17 protein-coding genes are annotated in these 20,689 nt (G+C 73.7%); 10 read left to right on the top strand and 7 right to left on the bottom strand.

The genetic code is table 11. From position 1 onward, the window contains the following. Positions 1-401 precede the first annotated feature (401 nt). Positions 402-1,418, top strand: a complete 1,017-nt coding sequence (locus tag AB0B29_RS02645) for an aspartate-semialdehyde dehydrogenase (protein WP_362232957.1) — start codon at positions 402-404, stop codon at positions 1,416-1,418. Here the strand turns inward: AB0B29_RS02645 and AB0B29_RS02650 are convergent. Both AB0B29_RS02650 and AB0B29_RS02655 read right to left on the bottom strand, forming a co-directional pair. Beyond that, positions 1,415-1,978: a DUF1203 domain-containing protein gene (locus tag AB0B29_RS02650; protein ID WP_362232960.1), complete on the bottom strand. Its 564-nt coding sequence runs from the start codon at positions 1,976-1,978 to the stop codon at positions 1,415-1,417. The two genes, AB0B29_RS02645 and AB0B29_RS02650, sit on opposite strands and share 4 nt — an antisense overlap. A gap of 5 nt (positions 1,979-1,983) precedes the next feature. After that, positions 1,984-3,231, bottom strand: a complete 1,248-nt coding sequence (locus AB0B29_RS02655) for an MFS transporter (protein ID WP_362232961.1) — start codon at positions 3,229-3,231, stop codon at positions 1,984-1,986. A gap of 96 nt (positions 3,232-3,327) precedes the next feature. Between AB0B29_RS02655 and AB0B29_RS02660 the strand changes: the two genes are divergently transcribed. After that, on the top strand, positions 3,328-4,224 hold the full coding sequence (locus tag AB0B29_RS02660) for a LysR family transcriptional regulator (RefSeq protein ID WP_362232964.1): 897 nt from the start codon (positions 3,328-3,330) through the stop codon (positions 4,222-4,224). A gap of 55 nt (positions 4,225-4,279) precedes the next feature. Then, positions 4,280-6,859: an aminopeptidase N gene (pepN, locus tag AB0B29_RS02665; RefSeq protein ID WP_362232966.1), complete on the top strand. Its 2,580-nt coding sequence runs from the start codon at positions 4,280-4,282 to the stop codon at positions 6,857-6,859. A gap of 93 nt (positions 6,860-6,952) precedes the next feature. Here pepN and AB0B29_RS02670 read toward each other — a convergent pair whose 3' ends face one another. Beyond that, entirely contained in the window at positions 6,953-7,882 is a 930-nt protein-coding gene (locus tag AB0B29_RS02670; protein ID WP_362232968.1) for an EamA family transporter, read from the bottom strand. A 119-nt stretch (positions 7,883-8,001) separates the two neighbouring features. On the opposite strand from AB0B29_RS02670, the gene AB0B29_RS02675 reads away from it, so the two are divergent. Next, the gene (locus tag AB0B29_RS02675; protein WP_362232970.1) at positions 8,002-8,514 is read left to right on the top strand and encodes a MarR family winged helix-turn-helix transcriptional regulator; all 513 of its coding nucleotides are present in this window, start codon (positions 8,002-8,004) and stop codon (positions 8,512-8,514) included. A gap of 57 nt (positions 8,515-8,571) precedes the next feature. On the opposite strand, the gene AB0B29_RS02680 is transcribed toward AB0B29_RS02675, so the two are convergent. The 3 genes from AB0B29_RS02680 to AB0B29_RS02690 form a co-directional block, all read right to left on the bottom strand. Continuing rightward, positions 8,572-8,859, bottom strand: coding sequence for a hypothetical protein (locus AB0B29_RS02680; protein ID WP_362232973.1), 288 nt, complete (start codon positions 8,857-8,859; stop codon positions 8,572-8,574). Between the two features lie 63 nt (positions 8,860-8,922). Then, complete coding sequence (gene malQ / locus AB0B29_RS02685) at positions 8,923-11,007, bottom strand: 4-alpha-glucanotransferase (protein WP_362232975.1); 2,085 nt, start codon at positions 11,005-11,007, stop codon at positions 8,923-8,925. Continuing rightward, on the bottom strand, positions 11,008-11,265 hold the full coding sequence (locus tag AB0B29_RS02690; protein WP_184846438.1) for a hypothetical protein: 258 nt from the start codon (positions 11,263-11,265) through the stop codon (positions 11,008-11,010). Between the two features lie 223 nt (positions 11,266-11,488). Here AB0B29_RS02690 and AB0B29_RS02695 point away from each other — a divergent pair, with 223 nt between their 5' ends. The 4 genes from AB0B29_RS02695 (at position 11,489) to AB0B29_RS02710 (ending at position 17,030) form a co-directional block, all read left to right on the top strand. Beyond that, complete coding sequence (locus AB0B29_RS02695; protein ID WP_362232978.1) at positions 11,489-14,383, top strand: beta-N-acetylglucosaminidase domain-containing protein; 2,895 nt, start codon at positions 11,489-11,491, stop codon at positions 14,381-14,383. 78 nt (positions 14,384-14,461) lie between these two features. Next, a complete protein-coding gene (locus AB0B29_RS02700; protein WP_362232981.1) occupies positions 14,462-14,995 on the top strand; it encodes a PadR family transcriptional regulator in 534 nt (177 codons plus the stop codon). Beyond that, a complete protein-coding gene (locus AB0B29_RS02705; RefSeq protein WP_362232983.1) occupies positions 14,992-15,678 on the top strand; it encodes an ABC transporter ATP-binding protein in 687 nt (228 codons plus the stop codon). Before AB0B29_RS02700 ends, AB0B29_RS02705 begins: the two co-directional genes overlap by 4 nt. Further along, positions 15,675-17,030 (top strand): FtsX-like permease family protein, encoded by a 1,356-nt coding sequence (locus tag AB0B29_RS02710; protein WP_362232986.1) that lies wholly within the window; start codon positions 15,675-15,677, stop codon positions 17,028-17,030. Before AB0B29_RS02705 ends, AB0B29_RS02710 begins: the two co-directional genes overlap by 4 nt. Positions 17,031-17,133: 103 nt before the next feature. On the opposite strand, the gene AB0B29_RS02715 is transcribed toward AB0B29_RS02710, so the two are convergent. Then, complete coding sequence (locus AB0B29_RS02715) at positions 17,134-17,670, bottom strand: HNH endonuclease (protein ID WP_033314199.1); 537 nt, start codon at positions 17,668-17,670, stop codon at positions 17,134-17,136. Between the two features lie 313 nt (positions 17,671-17,983). Here AB0B29_RS02715 and AB0B29_RS02720 point away from each other — a divergent pair, with 313 nt between their 5' ends. Together AB0B29_RS02720 and AB0B29_RS02725 are read left to right on the top strand one after the other, a co-directional pair. After that, entirely contained in the window at positions 17,984-19,093 is a 1,110-nt protein-coding gene (locus AB0B29_RS02720) for a mechanosensitive ion channel family protein (protein ID WP_436845769.1), read from the top strand. Between the two features lie 229 nt (positions 19,094-19,322). Next, positions 19,323-20,534, top strand: coding sequence for an ROK family transcriptional regulator (locus AB0B29_RS02725; RefSeq protein WP_362232988.1), 1,212 nt, complete (start codon positions 19,323-19,325; stop codon positions 20,532-20,534). The last annotated feature ends 155 nt before the right edge of the window (positions 20,535-20,689 follow it).

Raw genomic sequence — 20,689 nt, forward strand, 5'->3', positions numbered from 1 at the left:
CACAAGCCACCCCCCCAGCCGTGTTTCTCCTACGACGCCGGGACGGCCCGGAACGTTCGGTGGTCTTTCCGCCGAGTTCCGGCCGGGGCCCGTCGCGCTCCGCCGGGCCCCGTCACGGTCGGCCGGGCCCCGTCACGGGTCGGCCGAGGCGTACATCACACTTCCGTGTGGCCGGGACCGGCATGGGCAGGCGAGCTTGCGGCGCACGACCCCTGCCGGACGAATTCCTCCAGCTCAGCGGGGTCGACACCGCAGGTCCGCAACCATGGAGCGGGACGAGCCGTCCCACTCTCCGGGCAGACCGGGGAAAGAAGTGGACAGGCGGGCCGTGGTCGGCCGCATGATGGAAAAGCCTCGGCCAAGCAACGAGTACGTGAAGAGACGCAGGAGAGGGAGTCACCGTGAGGGTCGGAATCGTCGGAGCCACCGGACAGGTGGGCACGGTCATGCGCAGGATCCTGGCGGAGCGGAACTTCCCGGTCACCGAGCTGCGTCTGTTCGCCTCGGCCCGTTCCGCGGGCTCGGAGCTGGACGGCGTGACGGTGGAGGACGCCTCCACCGCCGACTACACCGGCCTGGACATCGTGCTGTTCTCCGCGGGCGGTGCCACGTCCAAGGCGCTGGCCGAAAAGGTCGCCTCCCAGGGCGCCGTGGTGATCGACAACTCCTCCGCGTGGCGCAAGCACCCGGAGGTGCCGCTGGTCGTCTCCGAGGTCAACCCGCACGCGATCAAGGACCGTCCCAAGGGCATCATCGCGAACCCGAACTGCACGACCATGGCCGCGATGCCGGTGCTGCGTCCGTTGCACGCCGAGGCGGGCCTGGAGGCCCTCGTCGTCGCCACGTACCAGGCGGTCTCCGGTTCCGGCCTCGCGGGCGTGGCCGAGCTGCACGGCCAGACGCAGAAGGTCGTCGCCGACGCCGAGAAGCTCACCCACGACGGCGAGGCGGTCGACTTCCCCGAGCCGGGCGTCTACAAGCGCCCCATCGCCTTCAACGTGCTGCCGCTCGCGGGCAACATCGTCGACGACGGGCTGAACGAGACCGACGAGGAGCAGAAGCTCCGCAACGAGTCCCGCAAGATCCTGGAGATCCCCGAGCTGAAGGTCTCCGGCACCTGCGTGCGCGTCCCGGTCTTCTCCGGCCACTCCCTCCAGATCAACGCCCGCTTCGCCCGCCCGATCTCCCCGGAGCGCGCGGCGGAGCTGCTGAAGGACGCCCCGGGCGTCGAGCTCTCCGACATCCCGACCCCCCTCCAGGCCGCCGGCAAGGACCCGTCCTACGTCGGCCGCATCCGCCGCGACGAGACGGTGGACAACGGCCTGGCCCTCTTCGTCTCCAACGACAACCTCCGCAAGGGCGCCGCGCTGAACGCGGTGCAGATCGCGGAGCTGGTGGCGGCGGAGCTGAAGGGCTAGTCCCTGCCCTCCCCGCCCTCCTCGGAGCCCCTGCGCACCTCGTAGAGGAAACAGCCGTACTCGACGGCCCGGACGTGGACCAGTGCCACGGCCGGGTCGTCGAATGCTTCCGTGAGGGCTTGACGGACGGCGGCGGCGGTGCCTCGGACCAGCCGTCCGCCCAGGATGTGCCCCTCGGCCGAGTAGCGGCGGAGCGTGCGGTGGCCGTCGGTGAAGGGGAGGGCGTCGGTGTCCGGCCCCTCGCAGTCCTCGGCATGGATGAAGACCGGGCCCTGTTCGTCGTAGGCGCCCGGGGTGGCGCCCGTGTCCGCCGCCCAGCGGCGCAGCGGGGCGTAGGACACCAGGGCGATGCGTTCGCCCGGGTCGCTGCGGCGCAGGCAGCAGCGGAGCGGGGCGCCGCCCTCGGTGTCGGTGAAGGGGGCCGCCGGGCGGCCGGCGTCGTCCGTGGCGCGGAGTTCCCTCAGCACGGGCGGGGCGATGGGGCGGGCTGTGTACGGGGTCGTCGTCGTCCGTGTCGCTGTCGCTGTCGTTGTCACCGTGGCTGTCGTTGTCGCTGTCATGCTCATCAGGCTCGCTCGCGCGGGGCCGCGTCACCGGCGGGATCCGGACGTCGCGTTCGCGCGCTCAGCACGGCCGGCACGGCCAGCAGCGCGAGTGCGCCGCCCACGGCCGGCACCGCCGCGGGCCCCAGGGCGTCCGCCGTCCGGCCACCGGTGAACGCCCCCAGCGCGATGGCCGTGTTGAAGACCCCCGCGAAGAGCGCCGACCCCGCCTCCCGCGCCCCGGGTGCCGCGGCCGACAGCCAGTTCTGGGCGGAGACCGACACGCCCCCGTAGACCAGGCCCCACAGGACCAGCAGGGCCGTGGAGGCCGCGGGTGAGTTCCCCGCCGGGATCAGCAGCAGGACCACCGCGCCGAGTCCGGCCGCGATGAGGAGCAGGGCCCTGCGGGGGTCGCGGGCCGCCAGTGCGCCGCCCGCGAACGTGCCGGCGACGCCCGCCAGGCCGTAGCCGAGGAGGAGCGTGCTCACCGTCCCCGCGCCGAGGTCCGGGACCCGGTCGAGCACGGGGCGGACGTATGTGTACGCCGCGAAATGGCCGGTGACCAGGAGCGCCACCGCCGGCAGGCCCCGGCCGACGCCGGGCGTGCGCAGCAGCCGCGCGAACGTGCCCGGGCCGACGGGCGTCCCGGCCGGGAGTGGCGGCAGCGCGAGGAACAGAGCCGCCGTCACCACCGTGGTCACACCCGCCAGGGCCGTGAAGGCCCAGCGCCAGCCCGCGAGCGAGCCGAGGAACGTGCCGGCCGGGACGCCCAGCACCGAGGCGATCGCGATGCCGCTGAAGATCAGCGCGGTCGCCCGGCCGGCCCGGTGCGGTGGCATCAGCCGCGTGCCCAGTCCGGCAGCGATCGCCCACACCCCGCCGATGCACACCCCGACCAGGGCGCGGGCGAGCAGCAGGACGGCGATGTGCGGGGCGAGGGCCGAGAGCAGGTTGGCGGCCGTCAGCAGGAGCAGCAGGGCGCACAGCACCGTGCGCCGGTCGGCGCGGCGGGCGGCGATCGGCAGCAGCGGCGCGCTCGCCGCGGCGACCAGGCCGGGCAGGGTGACGGCGAGCCCGGCGGTTCCCGCGGAGACTCCCAGGCCGTCGCCGAGCGGGGTGAGCAGGCCGACGGGGAGCATCTCGGTGGTGACGACGGAGAACGTGGCGGCGGCGAGGACCAGGACGGCGGCCCATGGACGCGGGCGGGCGGAGCCGGTCGCCGGTACGGCGGTGGGGATGGAGGGGGTGCGGGTGGAGGGAGTGGAGGGCATGCCTCCACCCTTTTGCGCCGTCCGGCCGGGAACAACGGCGAAGTCCTCACCCTTCCATGAGCGGGACTGATCGATCGGAACGCGAGGGGAACCACGGTGGCGGGGCTGGAGTTGCGCGAGCTGGAGTGCTTCCTGGTGCTGGCGGAGGAACTGCACTTCGGGCGGACCGGCGAGCGGCTGTACGTCTCGCAGAGCCGGGTGAGCCAGCTGCTGAGCGCGCTGGAGCGGCGGGTGGGAGGCCGGCTGGTGCGACGGACCAGCCGCCGGGTCGCGCTGACCCCGCTCGGGGAGCGGTTCGTGGAGCGGCTGCGCCCGGCGTACGGCGGGCTGCGGGACGCCGTGGAGGACGCGCGGATGGCCGCCCGGGGCGTCGAGGGCAGTCTGCGGATCGGCTTCCAGGGGACGGCGGACACGCGCCTGGCGGCAGCGGTGCGGGCCTTCCGCTCCGCGCACCCGGAGTGCGCCGCGGACCTCGTGGAGATCCCGCTCGCCGATCCGTTCGGCGGGGTGCGGGAGGGGGCGGTGGACGCGGCCGTCGTCCTGCTTCCGGTGGAGGAGCCGGATCTCGTGCTCGGTCCCGTCTTCTCGCGCCGGCCGCAGACCGTCGCGGTCGCACAGGACCATCCCTTCGCCTCCCGTACGGCCGTGACGGCGGCGGAGGTCGCCGAGACGCCGCTGGTCACGGCGGCGCCCCCGGCCCCGGCGTACTGGCGGGCCGCCCACGCACCGACCGCCGTCCCCGGCCCTGCGGTGACCACGCTGCAGGAGGGGCTGACCCAGGTCGCCGCCGGACGCGCGGGGATGCTGCTGTGCCGACCGACGGCCGCGTACCACCGGCGCGAGGACGTGGCGTTCGTGCCGGTGGAGGGCGTGCCGGAGTCGGCGCTCGGCCTGGTGTGGCACCGGGACGGGGAGTCGGCCGGGGTGCGCGAGTTCGCCCGGACCCTCGCCTCCCGAGGGGTAACCCTCGAAGACCCCCGGGTCGTCGCCTGACGCCGAGCCGCCGTGGAAAGATGACGCAACCCACCCATAACGAGGAGATGACCGCGTGCCTGGCACAAACCTGACCCGCGAAGAGGCGCAGCAGCGGGCGCAGCTGCTCGCCGTTGACTCGTACGAGATCGAACTCGACCTCTCCGGCGCGCAGGAGGGCGGCACCTACCGGTCGGTGACCACGGTGCGCTTCGATGTGACGGCCGGGAACGGCGCGGAGTCGTTCATCGATCTGGTGGCGCCGGCCGTGCACGAGGTGACCCTGAACGGGGACTCCCTCGACCCGGCCGAGGTCTTCGCGGACTCCCGGATCGCCCTGCCCGGCCTGCTCCAGGGTCGCAACATCCTCCGGGTCGTCGCCGACTGCGCGTACACCAACACCGGTGAGGGCCTGCACCGGTTCGTCGACCCGGTCGACGACCAGGCCTACCTCTACACCCAGTTCGAGGTCCCGGACGCCCGCCGGGTGTTCGCGAGCTTCGAGCAGCCGGACCTGAAGGCGACCTTCCAGTTCACCGTGAAGGCCCCCGAGGGCTGGACCGTCGTCTCCAACTCTCCGACCCCCGAGCCCCAGGACAACGTCTGGGTCTTCGAGCCGACGCCGCGCATCTCGACGTACATCACGGCGCTGATCGTCGGCCCGTACCACTCGGTGCACAGCGTGTACGAGAAGGACGGCCAGTCCGTCCCGCTGGGCATCTACTGCCGCCCCTCGCTCGCGGAGTACCTCGACTCGGACGCGATCTTCGAGGTGACCCGGCAGGGCTTCGAGTGGTTCCAGGAGAAGTTCGACTACGCGTACCCGTTCGAGAAGTACGACCAGCTGTTCGTGCCGGAGTTCAACGCGGGCGCGATGGAGAACGCGGGCGCGGTGACCATCCGCGACCAGTACGTGTTCCGCTCGAAGGTGACGGACGCGGCGTACGAGGTGCGCGCCGAGACCATCCTGCACGAGCTGGCCCACATGTGGTTCGGCGACCTCGTGACCATGGAGTGGTGGAACGACCTGTGGCTGAACGAGTCGTTCGCCACCTACACCTCCATCGCCTGCCAGGCGCACGCGCCCGGCTCGCGCTGGCCGCACGCGTGGACCACCTTCGCCAACTCCATGAAGACGTGGGCGTACCGGCAGGACCAGCTGCCGTCCACCCACCCGATCATGGCCGAGATCCGCGACCTGGACGACGTCCTGGTCAACTTCGACGGCATCACGTACGCCAAGGGCGCCAGTGTCCTGAAGCAGCTCGTCGCCTACGTCGGCATGGACGAGTTCTTCCGGGGTGTGCAGGCGTACTTCAAGCGTCACGCCTTCGGCAACACGCGCCTGTCGGACCTGCTGGGGGCATTGGAGGAGACCTCCGGCCGCGATCTGAAGACCTGGTCGGAGAAGTGGCTCCAGGCGGCCGGCATCAACGTGCTGCGCCCGGAGATCGAGACGGACTCCGACGGGGTCGTCACCGCCTTCGCCATCCGCCAGGAGGCCCCGGCCCTGCCCGCGGGCGCCAAGGGCGAGCCGACGCTGCGCCCGCACCGGATCGCCGTCGGCCTGTACGACCTCGACGAGGCGAGCGGCAAGCTGGTCCGCCAGGAGCGGATCGAGCTGGACGTGGACGGTGAGCTGACGGCCGTGCCGCAGCTGGTGGGCGAGCGCCGCCCGGCCGTGATCCTGCTCAACGACGACGACCTGTCGTACGCGAAGGTCCGCCTGGACGAGCAGTCCCTGGCCTTCGTCACGGAGCACCTCGGCGACTTCGAGTCCTCCCTGCCGCGCGCCCTGTGCTGGGCGTCGGCCTGGGACATGACGCGGGACGCCGAACTCGCCGCCCGTGACTACCTGTCGCTGGTGCTGTCCGGCATCGGCAAGGAGTCCGACATCGGTGTCGTGCAGTCGCTGCACCGCCAGGTGAAGCTGGCGATCGACCTGTACGCCGACCCGGCCGCCCGCGAGGCGCTGCTGGCCCGTTGGACCGACGCGACGCTGGCGCACCTGCGGGCGGCTGCGCCGGGCAGCGACCACCAGCTGGCGTGGGCGCGCGCGTTCGCGGCGACGGCCCGCACGCCGGAGCAGCTGGACGTGCTGGACGCGCTGCTGGAGGGTTCGCAGACGATCGAGGGCCTGGTCGTCGACACGGAGCTGCGGTGGGCGTTCGTGCAGCGCCTCGCGGCGGTCGGCCGGTTCGACGAGGCGGAGATCGCGGGCGAGTACGAGCGGGACCGCACGGCCGCCGGTGAGCGGCACGCGGCCACGGCCCGTGCGGCCCGCCCGACCGCGGAGGCCAAGGCCGAGGCGTGGGCGTCGGTCGTGGACTCCGACAAGCTGCCGAACGCCGTGCAGGAGGCGGTCATCGGCGGCTTCGTCCAGACCGACCAGCGCGAGGTGCTCGCCCCGTACGCGGAGCGGTACTTCGAGGTGGTCAAGGACATCTGGGAGTCCCGTTCCCACGAGATGGCCCAGCAGATCGCGGTGGGTCTCTACCCGACGGTCCAGGTGTCGCAGGAGACCCTGGACAAGACGGACGCGTGGCTGGCCTCCGCCGAGCCGAGCGCGGCCCTGCGCCGCCTGGTCTCGGAGTCCCGCGCGGGCGTGGAGCGGGCCCTGCGGGCGCAGCGGGCGGACGCGGCGGCCGGGGCGTAACCCCGGCGGTATCCCGTACGACGGAAGGGGCGTCCGGTGTGTGCCGGGCGCCCCTTCCGCCTGTTCTCCGGCCGCGGCGGCCAAAGTCCCCTCCTACCGTCGCAGCGCCCCGCCCGGCACGACCACAGCTTCGGAGCGGGCCTTCACCGGGTGGCCCTCGGTCCGCGGCCGGGTCACGAACTGTCCTGCCACCGTCGCCCCGAACGCCAGCGCCATTCCCAGCAGTTGCACCGGCGTCAGCGCCTGCCCGAGCGCCGCCCAGCCGACGACGGCCGCGGTCAGCGGGGAGAGCGGGCCGAGGAAGGTGACCTGGGTGGCGGTCATGTGGCCGATGCCGCGGAACCACAGCCAGTACGCGAGGGCCGTGTTCGCGAGGGCGAGGTACAGGTAGCCGCCGACCGCCCGGCCGTCCAGGGCCGGTGGGGCGCCCTCGACGAGGAAGGCGAGCGGCGCGATGAGCAGGCCGCCCGCGGTCAGCTGCCAGCCGGTCAGCGCCAGCGGTCCGACGCCCTCGGGGCGGCCCCACCGCTTGGTGAGCACGGTGCCGGTGGACATCGACGCCGTGGCGGCGACGGCCGCCAGCACGCCGAGCGCGTCCAGCGCCCCGGCCGCCCGCAGCACGACGAGGCTGACCCCGAACGCGGCCACGGCCCCGGTCACCAGCGTCCGCGCCGACGGCCGCTGCCCGAGCAGCAGCGCCGAGAGCGCGGCCACGAACAGGGGACCGGCGGAGCCGACGACCGCCGCCATGCCGCCGGGCAGCCGGTAGGCGGAGAGGAACAGCAGCGGGAAGAAGGCACCGATGTTCAGCGCGCCGAGCACCGCCGCCTTCCACCACCAGGCACCACGCGGCAGCACCCGGGCGAAGGCGAGCAGCAGCAGACCGGCGGGCAGGGCGCGCACCAGGGCGGTGAACAGGGGCCGGTCGGGCGGGAGGAACTCGGTGGTGACCGCGTAGGTCGTGCCCCAGGAGATCGGGGCGAGGGAGGTGAGGGCGATGAGAGCCGGGCGGGAGGCGGCCATGGGAAGACACCCTTCGAAGTAGGTCCCGAAGTAGGTCGGCAGAAAGTAGCTTAGCGCTAAGCAACTTTCCGTCAAGCTACTTTCTTGCGGGTGACCTAGAAGGGGCGGATACTCGAGGCATGAGCGAACGCCCTGAGCCGCGCAAGGACCCCGTCGACGCGATCATCGAGCAGTGGGCCACGGTCCGGCCCGACCTGGACACCGCCGCCATGGAGGTCTTCGGCCGGGTCGGCCGGCTCTCGCTCGCGATGGGCGACCGGATGGACAAGGCGTACGCGAGGTTCGGGATCTCACGCGGGGAGTTCGACGTCCTGGCGACCCTGCGCCGCTCCGGCGAGCCCTACACGCTCTCTCCCCGTCAGCTGTCCGCGACGCTGATGCTCACGACCGGCGGCATGACGGGGCGCCTGGACAAGCTGGAGCGCGCCGGGCTGTTGCGCCGCTCGCCGGATCCGCACGACCGGCGCGGACTGCGGGTCACGCTCACCGACAAGGGCCTCGGGGTGGTCGACGAGGCGGTCGCGGCCGGCCTGGCCGTCCAGACGGAGGCACTGTCCGCCCTGGACGCGGAACGGGCCGCCCTCCTGGCCGGCCTCCTGCGGGAACTGCTGGCGGCGACGGAGAGGCCCTGACGACGACGAGGGCGTCGCCGCGGTGACCGCGTCGACGCCCTCGAAGGGGAAAGCTGATCAGGCCTTGACTTCGCTCTTCGCCTCGGCCTTGGTGGCGATGTTGGAGCTGGTCGGGTCCTTCTTCTTGTGCGTCTTGTCGCCGACCATCACCAGTCCGGCGATGACCAGGTACAGCACGATCGGGGCAAAGACGAAGAGGCCCAGCGTCTCGATGACGCTCAGGCCCGTGCCGGGGTCGTCACCGTCGTCGCGCGTGAGCGCGGAGGCGGGCGACGACAGGAGCAGCATCATCAGCGTCGTACCGGCTGCCAGGGCGCCGGCGCGCAGGGCGTTCTTCTTGTCCACGGTGTCAAAATATCCAACGCCGACCGGGCCCGCGCGCCCGGGGTGCCGTAAGAGACCCGGGGCTCACGACCCGCCCTCCCTGAGCACCTGCATCAGCGCGTGCAGCCGGGGCGAGGCCGCGAGGTCCTCCAGCGTCACGGGCCGTCCCTGTGCGTCCGCGATGGGCAACCGCCAGTTCGGGTACTGGTCCCAGGTCCCCGGGAGGTTCTGCGGGCGGCGGTCGCCGACGCCGTCGGGGAGCCAGACGCCGACCATGCGGGCCGGGGTGCGCAGCAGGAAGCGGTGGACGGCCTGGATCTGCGCCTCCTCCGACGAGGTGTCGCTGCCGCCGCCCGTGCCCTGCAGCAGGCCGAGCCGGGACAGCAGGGACAGCCACTCCCCCGCGTCGGCGGCGGCCTCGGCGCGCTCCTCCTCCAGGGGGCGGGTCAGCAGACCCAGGCTGTCGCGGAGCTCGACGTGCTCGCCGGTGAGGCGGGCGGCCGTGGAGGGCAGGTCGTGGGTGGTGGCGGTGGCCAGGCAGTCGGCGCGCCAGCTCTCGGGGGGCAGGGGATGGCCGTCGCCCTCCCAGTCGCGCTCGAACCACAGCACGGACGTGCCCAGCACACCGCGCTCGCGCAGCGTCTCGCGGACGCCGGGCTCGACGGTGCCGAGGTCCTCGCCGATCACCAGCGCCCCGGCCCGGGAGGCCTCCAGGACGAGGACGGCGAGCATGGCCTCGGCGTCGTAGCGGACGTAGGTGCCCTCGGTGGGCGGGTGGCCCTGGGGGACCCACCAGAGGCGGAACAGGCCCATGACGTGGTCGATGCGCAGCGCCCCGGCGTAGCGGAACAGGGCGCGCAGCAGCTCGCGGAACGGGGCGTAGCCGGACGCGGCGAGGCGGTCGGGCCGCCAGGGCGGCAGGCCCCAGTCCTGGCCGCGGGCGTTGAAGGCGTCCGGCGGGGCGCCCACCGACATGCCTGCGGCGAAGTACTCCTGCTGCGCCCAGGCGTCGGCACCGCCGGGGTGCACGCCGACCGCGAGGTCGTGCACGATCCCGACCGGCATCCCGGCCTCGCGTCCGGCCCGCTGGGCCGCGGTCAGCTGGGCGTCGGTGAGCCAGGCGAGCCGGGACCAGAAGTCGACCCGGTCCATGAGGCCGTTGCGGGCCCGGGCGGTCTCGGCCGACCGCGGGTCGCGCAGGCCCGTCGGCCAGCGGTGCCAGTCTGAGCCGTGCACCTCGGCGAGCGCGCACCAGGTGGCGTGGTCCTCCAGGGCCTGGCCCTGTGCGGCGAGGAAGTGGGAGTAGGCGGCGCGCCGGCCGGGTCCGAGGGGGACCTCGCCGAGCAGCTCCAGCGCCTCCCGCTTGAGCTCCCACACGGCGTCCCGGTCGATCAACGCGCCCTGCCGCAGCACCGCTTCGCGCAGTCGGCCGGATCTCTCCAGCAGGGCGCGCAGGCGCTCGGGGTCCTGGACGTAGGCGGCCTCGGGGACGTCCTCGACGCGCAGGTGCACGGGGTCGGGGAAGCGGCGCGAGGAGGGGCGGTAGGGGGAGGGGTCGGTGGGGGCTCCGGGTACGGCCGCGTGCAGCGGGTTGACCTGGATGAATCCGGCGCCGAGCGACCGCCCGGCCCAGCCGGCCAGTTCGGCGAGGTCACCGAGGTCGCCCATGCCCCAGGAGCGTCGGGACAGCAGGGAGTAGAGCTGGACGAGGAGTCCGCAGGAGCGTCCGGGCGGGGCGGGCAGGCGGGGTGGGGCGGCGATCAGGTGGGCGGTGCCGGTGCGGCCGTCGGGGGTGGTGGCGGTCAGCCGGTGGACGCCGGGTGGGAGGCCGTCCGCCGCGGTGCGGCTCTCGCCCTGCTCGGTGTCGATGCGCAGCCGGGTCCCCTCGGGAAGCGCCGCCAGGGCGGCCGGGGGGCTGCCGCCCCAGCCGACGACGGTCGGCGGCAGCAGCCGTTCGCCCAGTTCCCCCTCGCGGGCCGCGAGCGCGGCGCGGACGGCGCCGGGCGTGCTCGCGTCCACGCCGAGGGCGGCCAGGGTCAGGGTGACCGCGGTGGCCGAGGCCGCGACCGTGCGGTCCGGGGACGGACTGTAGGAAGGGGCGACGCCGTGCAGTACGGCGAGGCGGGACAGGTCCTCGGAGGGCGGGTCGGCCGGCCGGGGTGCGGTCATCTACATCCTCGTGAAGTCCGGGACGAAGGCCGGGGGCTCGCTGGTCAGGGGGGCGGCTTCGGCGAGCGGCGGCTCACTGGTGAGGGGCTCGGCGTCGGGCAGCGGGGGCTCGCTGGTCAGCGGCAGTTCGGTGTGGGTGCTCTCGGAGCTGAAAACGCAGTAGCGCGGGTCGTCGTGGTGGGTGTCGTCGAGGTCGGCGGACGGGTCCGCCACGGGTTTGGACGGGGCCGGGAGCGGAAGGAAAGTCATCGCAGCCACGGGGGCCTCCTTGTCGGGTAAGACTTCAACGGGTCATCGCAGCCCTACCCAGTCGACGCGAAGGCAGACGCCCCGGACCCGACATCGTGCTTCTGCTCACATTCCGCTTCCTCCCACACAGTCAAGATTCCGGCATTTCAGTCACAACGGCCACTCTCGTTGACACCCTCACCGGACGGATGGTGGGCTCGTTCCGCCGGGCGAACGCATCTGGAGGGGGCCTGTGGCACTGCGGCGTGGGAAGCGGACCGTGGCCCTCGCGGTCGCCGTCGTCGCCGGGAGCCTCGTCGCCCCGCCCGCCGCCCTGGCGGCTCCCTCTCCCCCGGGCACGACAGCGACGCCGGCCCCCGACACCGCCGGAGAGGACCTCTCCGTCTGGCCCCGCCCGCAGTCGCTGCGCGCGAACGACGCCCCGGTCGCGGTGCCCGACGAGGTCGCCCTGATCACCGACGGGCAGGCGGGTCCTCCCTCAAGCTCTCGGATTCGCTCGAGCAGGGGGGAGGACCCCCATGCGGTGGAAGTCCTGCGCGAGCTGCTGCGGCGCGCCGGGGCGCGCCGGATCACGGACACGCCCGGCCCGGGCGCCCTGGTCGTGCACGCCCGCACGGAGCCCGTTCGCCCGGGCGACCGCCACGCATTGCCCTCCGGGGGCTACGAGCTGTCCGTCGGCCAGGGCGGCATCTCCCTCACCGGCACCGGCGAGGACGGTCTCTTCCACGCCGTCCAGACGCTGCGGCAGCTTCTGCGGCCCGACCGAACGATCGCGTCCGCCGTCGTCCGCGACTGGCCCGGCACCGCCGTACGCGGCATCACCGAGGGCTTCTGGGGCACCGCCTGGACGCAGGGGCAGCGGCTGGCGCAGCTCGACTTCATGGGGCGCACCAAGCAGAACCGCTATCTGTACGCCCCCGGGGAGGACCTGTACCGGCAGGCTCGCTGGCGTGAGCCCTACCCTGCCGCGCAGCGGGCCCGGTTCCGGGAGCTGGCCGAGCGGGCGCGCCGCAACCACGTCTCGCTGGGCTGGGCGGTGGCCCCGGGCCAGGCGATGTGCTTCGCCTCGGACGCCGACGTGCGGGCGCTGACGCGCAAGCTGGACGCGATGTGGGCGCTGGGGTTCCGGGCGTTCCAGCTCCAGTTCCAGGACGTCAGTTACAGCGAGTGGCACTGCGGGGAGGACGCCGACCGGTTCGGCTCCGGCCCCGAGGCGGCGGCGCGGGCGCAGGCCCGGGTGGCGAACGAGGTGGCCCGGCATCTGGCGCGGCGGCACCCGGGCGCAGCGGGCCTGTCGCTGATGCCGACCGAGTACTACGAGGACGGCACGACCGACTACCGGCGGGCACTGGCGAGCGAGCTGGCCGCGCCGGTCGAGGTGGCGTGGACGGGTGTCGGGGTGGTGCCCCGCACCATCACGGGCGGCGAACTGGCCGATGCGCGCGAGGCGTTCGGGCATCCGCTGGTCACCATGGACAACTATCCGGTCAACGACTACGAGCCCGGCCGCCTCTTCCTCGGCCCGTACCGGGGCCGTGAGCCGGCCGTCGCGACCGGTTCGGCCGCCCTGCTGGCCAACGCGATGCAGCAGCCGGAGGCGTCCCGCATCCCACTGTTCACCGCCGCCGACTTCGCCTGGAACCCGCGTGCCTACCGGCCCGGCGAGTCCTGGCGCGCCGCGATCGCCGACCTCGCGGGCGGGGACCGCAGCCGCGAGCAGGCCCTGGCCGCGCTCGCCGGCAACGACGCCTCGTCGGTGCTGGACGACGGGGAGTCGGCGTATCTGCGTCCGCTGACCGAGGCGTACTGGGCGTCCCGCACGGCGGCCGGAACCGCGACCGGCCGCGAGGCCACCCGGCGGCTGCGCGAGGCCTTCACCGTGCTGCGCGAGCTGCCCGCGCGGCTGTCGGGAACCGGGCTCGGCTCCGAGGTCGCCCCCTGGGCTCACCAGCTGGCTTCGTACGGCGAGGCGGGCACGGCCGCGCTCGGCATGCTGGACGCGCAGCACACCGGGGACGCGGCGGCGGCCTGGAGCGCGTACCGCAGGCTCGGCGCGCTGCGGGCCCGGCTGGAGTCGGCGCCGGTCGAGGTCGGCACGGACGTGCTGGACCCCTTCCTGCGCCGGGCGCAGAAGTCGTACGCGGCCTGGTCGGGCATCGACCACGAGCCGCCCCGCAATCCCGGGGACGGCCGTACCCTGCGCTTCCCGCGGGCGCGGGCGCTGACCGCCGTGACGGCCCTGACGGAGCCGGGCACCGAGGGAGCCGTCGAGGTGCACGTTCCGGGGCGGGGCTGGCGGGAGGCGGGCCGGCTGGACGGGTCCGGGGCGACCGAAGTGCGGTCGGCGGAACGCGCCGACGCCCTGCGGGTCACCGGCCCCGACCCTTCCCGCGTCCACCACCTCATCCCCTGGTTCGGCGGGACTCCCGCCGCCTCCCTCGGTCTGCCCCGTGACCGGGCGGACGTCGAGACCGGCCGCACCGAGCGGCTGACCGCCCGGCTCGGGTCGCTGCGCCCCGCCGACGCCCGCGGCAGGCTCACCGCCGAGGCGCCCGAGGGCGTCCGGGTCAGGGTGCCGAAGGGCGAACTGACCGTGCGGCGCGGCGCGACGGTGGAGGTCCCCGTGGAGGTGACCGTCGAGCGCGGTGCCCCGATGCGGTCGTACGAGGTCCGGCTGGGGTTCGCGGGAGCGGACCGCACACTCGCCGTCCGCGCCGTCCCGCCCACCGGCGGCCCCGACCTGGCCCGCTCCGGCACCGCCCGTTCCTCGGGCGACGAGACGCCCGACTTCCCCGCATCGGCGGCGAACGACGGCGATCCGCGGACGCGCTGGTCCTCGCCGGTCGACGACGGCGCCTGGTGGCAGGTCGAGCTGGCCCGCCCGGCGCGGCTCGGCCGGCTCGCGCTGCACTGGCAGGACGCCCACCCCTCGGCGTACCGCGTCCAGGTCTCCCCGGACGGCCGCCGCTGGCGCACCGCCGCCACCGTGCGGAACAGCGGGGGCGGCCGGGAGAGCGTCCCCATGGACGAACGGGACGTGCGTTTCGTGCGCGTACAGGGCGACAAGCGGGCGACGCAGTACGGCTATTCGCTGTGGTCGGCGGAGGCGTACGCCGTCTCGGAGTGAGCTCCCGGTGATCGGCTGAGGAAGTTCCTCGGCGCCCGCTATTCACTCAGTACATATACTCAGTACATAATGATCGCCATGAGCACCCGCCACATCCTGCTGGGCCTGCTCGCGACGGGTCCCAGCCATGGCTACGACCTCAAGCGACGCCACGACGAACGCTTCCCGCAGGCCCGCCCGCTGGCCTACGGGCAGGTCTACACGACCCTGCAGCGCCTCGTGCGGGACGGCCTCGCCGAGGTCGAGGGCACCGGCTCGGACGGCGGCCCGGAGCGCACGGCGTACCGGGCGACCGACGAGGGGACCCGGGAACTGGCCCGGTGGGCGGGGGAGATCGCACCGCCCGCGCCCTTCGTGGCGAACGAGATCTTCGCCAAGGTCGTGGTCGCGATCCTCTCCGGCGGTGACCCGGCCCGGTACCTGAGCGCCCAGCGTGCCGCGCACATGGAGCGGATGCGGGAGCTCACGGCGGTCAAGGCCGCCCGGGGAGCAGATCTGGCGACCGTGCTCTCGGCGGACTACGCCCTCAACCACCTCGACGCCGACCTCCGCTGGATGAACACCACGGCGGCCCGGCTCACCACCCTGACCGCGGAGGTCGACGCAGCATGAGCAGACCCGTGCCCCTTCTCACGGCCGCCGGTCTCACCAAGGCGCACGGCCGGACCCCCGCCCTGCGCGGCGCGTCGGTCGAGCTGCACGCCGGCGAGATCCTCGCCGTGACCGGCGCGAGCGGCAGCGGCAAGTCGACGCTGCTGCACTGCCTGGCCGGCATCGTCCGCCCGGACGCGGGCTCGGTGACCTACGACGGCCGGCGGCTGGAGGACCTGCCCGAGAAGCGGCTGAGCGAGCTGCGGCGCACCGAGTTCGGCGTGGTGTTCCAGTTCGGCCAGCTCATCCCCGAGCTGACGGTCCTGGACAACGCCGCCCTGCCCCTGCTGCTGGCGGGCACCGGCCGGGCCGAGGCGCGGGCCCGGGCCGGGGAGTGGCTGGAGCGGTTCGGGGTGCGGGGCCAGGAGGACCTGCGGCCGGGCGAGCTGAGCGGCGGCCAGGCGCAGCGGGCCGCGCTGGCCCGGGCCCTGGTCACCGGGCCGAGGGTGGTCTTCGCCGACGAGCCGACGGGCGCGCTGGACTCCCTGGCCGGTGAGCAGGTCATGACGGCCCTCGTCCACACGGCCCGCGAGTCGGGCACAACCGTCCTGCTGATCACGCACGACGCCCAGGTGGCCGCGTACGCGGACCGCGAGGTCCAGCTGCGGGACGGGGCCGTGGTGGCGCTGGGGGTGACGGCATGACATCGCTGAGAGCCGATCTGCGGCTGGCCTGGGACCTCACCCGGGGTTCCGACCGCGGCGAGTGGTGGCGCGTGACCCTGACGGCGACCGGTGCGGCGCTCGCGACCGGGTTCGCACTGGCCGCCGTCGCCCTGGCGTCGCTGCGCGGCCAGTACAACGTGCCCGTGGCCGCGGGCCTGCTGGACCAGCCCGGCACCCGGTCCGGTGTGATCGCCGGCCTGATGCTCCTGCTCGTGCCGGTGCTCGGGTTCCTCGGCCAGTGCGCCCGCATCGGTGCGGTGCACCGCGACCGACGGCTGGCGGGGCTGCGGCTGGCCGGGGCGGCACCCTGGCAGGTGCGGCGGATCGCCGCGCTGGAGACCGGCCTGGCCTGCCTGCTGGGCTCATCGGTCGCCACCGTCTTCTCCGTGCTGTTCCTGCTGCGCCTGTGGGACCGGCCCACCGCCCTGGCCTGGGTGGGGATCGTGCTGGTCGCGGCCGGCGTACCGCTGCTGGGCGCGGCGGCGGGCGCGCTGGCCCTGCGCCGGGTGGTGGCCTCGCCGCTGGGCTGGGTGCGCAGGGTCGGGCCGCGTACCGGGCGGGGGCCCGGGCTGCTGTTCCTCGCGGGGGTCGTACTGGTCGGGGTGGTGACGCTGTTCGCCGTGCTCGGCACGTCCTCGGCCGCCGCCAACCGGCCGTACGCCGGACCGCCGCTGACGATGGTGGGCGTGGTCCTCGCGGCCGGCGCGGGCGCGGTGTGGCTCTCCGGGGCCATGGCCAAGGTGACCGGACGGGTCCTGGCGGGCCGGGCCCGCTCTGCGGCGACCCTGATCGCGGCGGAGCGGCTGCGCGACGACCCGTGGGCCGCTGCCCGTACCCACGCGGCGGTGCTGCTCGTGACGATCGCCGGGGGCGGCTTCATGGGCGTGCGGGAGGTGATCCTCGACAGCGTGCGCACCGACGAACAGCTCACCGGGACAGCGGATTACTACCTCACCGGCCTCGACCTCACCGGCGCCGCCCTCGCGGTCGCCTTCGCGATCACGCTGTCGGGCCTCGCCGTCGGCACCGCCGAGTCCCTGGCCACCCGCCGCCGCGGTCTGGCCGCGCAGGTCGCCGCCGGGGTGCCGCGCGTGGTGCTCGGCCGGGCCCTGCTGCTGGAGACGGCGCTGCCGCTGGCACCCGCGGTGCTGGTCGCGGGCCTGGGCGGGACGGCCGTCGCCGCCTGGTACGCGCCGCTCGCCCATGGTCCGTTCCCCTGGGCGGCGGCCCTGGTGCCCGTCGCCGTCTACGCCGCCTGCCTGCTCGCCGCGGCGACCTCGCTGCCACTGCTGGGCCGCACGGTGCGGCCGGGGGAACTGCGGTACGCCTGACGCGGGAGGGGTGAGGCGGCCCATGACCGGCCGACCCCGGGGGAACAGGGGACTCCCGGGGCCGGCTCACCGCGCGTTCGGCAACACGAAGGCCCGGATCTCGTCAGGCGGAAATGCCGTCGATCCGGGCCATGGCGTCCTCCGCGCCGTACGGCTGCAAGTACGGCAGCCAGCGCGGGTCCCTATGGCCGGTCCCGATGATGCGCCAGGCCAGGCCGGACGGCGGAGCGGGTTTGTGGCGCAGCCGCCAGCCGATCTCGAAGAGGTGCCGGTCCGCCTTCACGTGGTTGCAGCGACGGCAGGACGCCACCACGTTGTCCCAGACGTGCTTGCCCCCGCGGCTGCGCGGGATGACGTGGTCGACGCTGGTTGCGACGCCACCGCAGTACATGCACCGGCCCCCGTCGCGGGCGAACAGCGCCCGGCGGGTCAGAGGAACGGGCCCCCGATAGGGAACCCGGACGAATCGCTTGAGCCGGACCACGCTGGGTGCGGGGACTGTGACGGTCGCGCTGTGCAGATAGGCGCCGGACTCCTCGAGGCAGACGGCCTTGTTCTCGAGGACGAGGACGAGCGCGCGGCGGAGCGGTACGACACCTAGCGGCTCGTACGACGCGTTGAGGACCAGGACATGCGGCACGGATGCCTCCTTGGACGCCGGCGGCGCGTGGCTCGCGCCGGGACGATTCGTAGCCAGTCTCCCCTCATGCCTGGTGGAAGCGCCACCATGTCCCCGTAACGGGCTGGGAGTGTTTTCGACCACATCCCATTCATCCCCCGGATCATGGCCTGTTCAAGCCCAGGTGAGCACGGTCTCTCCTTCACACATCCCGCCGAAGCACACACAATGCCCCGTTAGTGTGGTGGTTCTGCCCCTTCGGTGACCCAGCCGTGACCTTGGCCCCCCAGAACCACCGCGCCGGGGCAGACCGCTGCACCTGGAGGTACCTGCCGTGTTCCTGTCCCTCGCGGACTCCGTCCTGTCGGCCGCCGACCCGTCACCGTCGCCGACCCCCTCGGAGACCCCGTCGCCGAGAGTGCCTTCACTCCAGGACGCCCAGGAGAGCGCGACGAACGCCGCCGGGTGGGTGGAGCAGAACTGGTCGACGTGGCTCGCGATCGGACTGCAGGTCCTGCTGATCGTGGTGATAGCGGTGGTGCTGCGCGTCGCGGTGCGCCGGGCGATCACCAAGCTCATAGACAGGATGAGCCGCACCGAGCAGACGGTGGACAGCACGCCTCTGGGCGGCCTGCTGGTCAACCTGGAACGCCGCCGTCAGCGCTCCCAGGCGATCGGCTCGGTGCTGCGCTCGGTCGCCAGCTTCCTGATCGTGGGCACCGCGGCCCTGATGATCCTCTCCGCGTTCAACATCAACCTCGCCCCGCTGCTGGCCTCGGCCGGTGTCGCCGGTGTGGCGATCGGTTTCGGCGCGCGCAACCTGGTCACGGACTTCCTGTCCGGCGTCTTCATGATCCTGGAGGACCAGTACGGCGTCGGCGACACGATCGACGCCGGCGTCGCCTCCGGTGAGGTGATCGAGGTGGGCCTGCGCGTGACCAAGCTGCGCGGCGACGGCGGCGAGATCTGGTACGTCCGCAACGGCGAGGTCAAGCGCATCGGCAACCTCTCGCAGGGCTGGGCCACCGCCAATGTCGACGTCACCGTCCACGCCGGCGAGGACCTGGACAAGGTGAAGGCCACCCTGGACGAGGTCGCCGAGAAGATGAGCGCCGAGGAGCCCTGGAACGAACTGCTGTGGGGCCCGATCGAGGTGCTCGGCCTGGACAGCGTGCTGCTGGACTCGATGGTCGTGCGCGTCACGGCCAAGACCATGCCCGGCAAGTCCCTGACCGTGGAGCGCGAGCTGCGCTGGCGCGTGAAGCGGGCCTTCGACGCCGCGGACATCCGGATCGTCGGCGGCGCCACGGCCCCGGTGGAGGAGCAGCCCGCCGACCCGACGGCGGGCATGGCCGCGCCGTCGGTGTACGCGAACGCGTCGTCCCCGCAGTCCGCGGCGGCGTCCCCGCTCGCGCCGCCGACGCCGACGAGCACCACGAAGTAGCAGCGCACACCCTGACGCGGAGGGCGGTGTCCGGTTCTGCCGGACACCGCCCTCTCGCATGTCCGGATGACGACAGGCCGTCCCCTCTTGACGCCGCCGGGCACCAGGCCTACCTTCCTCCCATCGATAGGAAACTTTCCTAACAGTGATCCGAGGGAGTGGCCCCTTGATGGACTTCCCCGCCCGATCACTGAGAAGCTGAGCAGCCGAAGGGCAGGTGTGGACACGCATGGCAGGAACCGCCGGCACGCCGGGCACCCCGCGCGTCCTGCGCGCCATGAACGACCGGGCCGCCCTGGACCTGCTGCTGGAGCACGGACCGCTGTCCCGCACCCGGATCGGCAAGCTCACCGGCCTGTCCAAGCCGACCGCCTCCCAGCTCCTGGCCCGTCTGGAGGCGGCGGGTCTCGTCCTGGCCACCGGCACCACCGAAGGCCGGCCCGGCCCGAGCGCCCAGCTCTACGAGGTCAACCCCGCGGCCGGTCACGCCGCCGGGCTCGACGTCACCCCCCAGCGCATCCTCGCCGCGGTCGCCGACATCACCGGCCGCACGATCGGCCGCCACGAGCTGCCCACCCCCGGCAGGCGCACCGGCATCCCGGTCGTCCAGCAGGTCACCGACGCCCTGGACGGCGCGGTGAAGGCGGCCGGACTCGCCCGGGACGACATCCACCGTCTCGTCATCGGAACCCCCGGCGCCTTCGACCCCACCACGGGCCGGCTGCGCTACGCCTCCCACCTCCCCGGCTGGCACTCCCCCACCCTGCTGGAGGAGATCGCCGCCGCCCTGCCGATGCCGTTCGAGTACGAGAACGACGTCAACCTGGCCGCGCTCGCCGAGCAGCGTCTCGGAGCGGCCCGGGGCCACGCGGACTTCGTGCTGCTGTGGAACCAGGAGGGCTTGGGCGCCGCCCTGGTCCTGGGCGGCCGACTGCACCGCGGCTGGACCGGTGGCGCCGGCGAGGTCGGCTTCCTGCCGGTGCCGGGCACGCCCCTGGTCCGCCAGGTCACCAAGGCCAACAGCGGTGGCTACCAGGAGCTGGCCGGTTCCCAGGCCGTCCCGCGCCTGGCCCGCGAACTCGGCATCGAGGACGTCCCGCCCGGGCCGTACGCCGAGGCCGCCGCCGAGCTGGTGGCCAGGGCCGCACAGGCCGGCGACGACGCCCACCGGCAGCTCCTGCACACGTATGCGACCCGGCTGGCCACCGGTCTGGCCTCGCTGGTCTCGGTCCTCGACCCCGAGCTCGTCGTGCTGAGCGGCGCCGTCCTCACCTCGGGCGGCGAGCCGCTGCGCGCCCTCGTCCAGGCCGAACTGGAAGAGCTGGCCGCGTCCCGCCCGCGTCTGGTCGTGGGCGACGTCCGTGAACACCCCGTGCTGCGCGGCGCGCTGGAGAGCGCGCTCGCGACCACCCGCGACGAGGTCTTCGACACCTCCCGCTGAACCGACTCAGGTCGACCGACTCAGGCCGACCCGGTCCACCCACTCAGACCGACCGGCTCAGGCCGGCCGACTCAGGCCGGCCGACGAAGGCCGCCCCCTCCTGCACCACTCACACCGCCCCACCCCCTCCCCCCGGTAATCCCTTTCCCCCGTGC

Source organism: Streptomyces tibetensis (assembly GCF_040647715.1).
In the GTDB taxonomy this organism is placed as follows: Bacteria; Actinomycetota; Actinomycetes; order Streptomycetales; family Streptomycetaceae; genus Streptomyces; species Streptomyces tibetensis_A.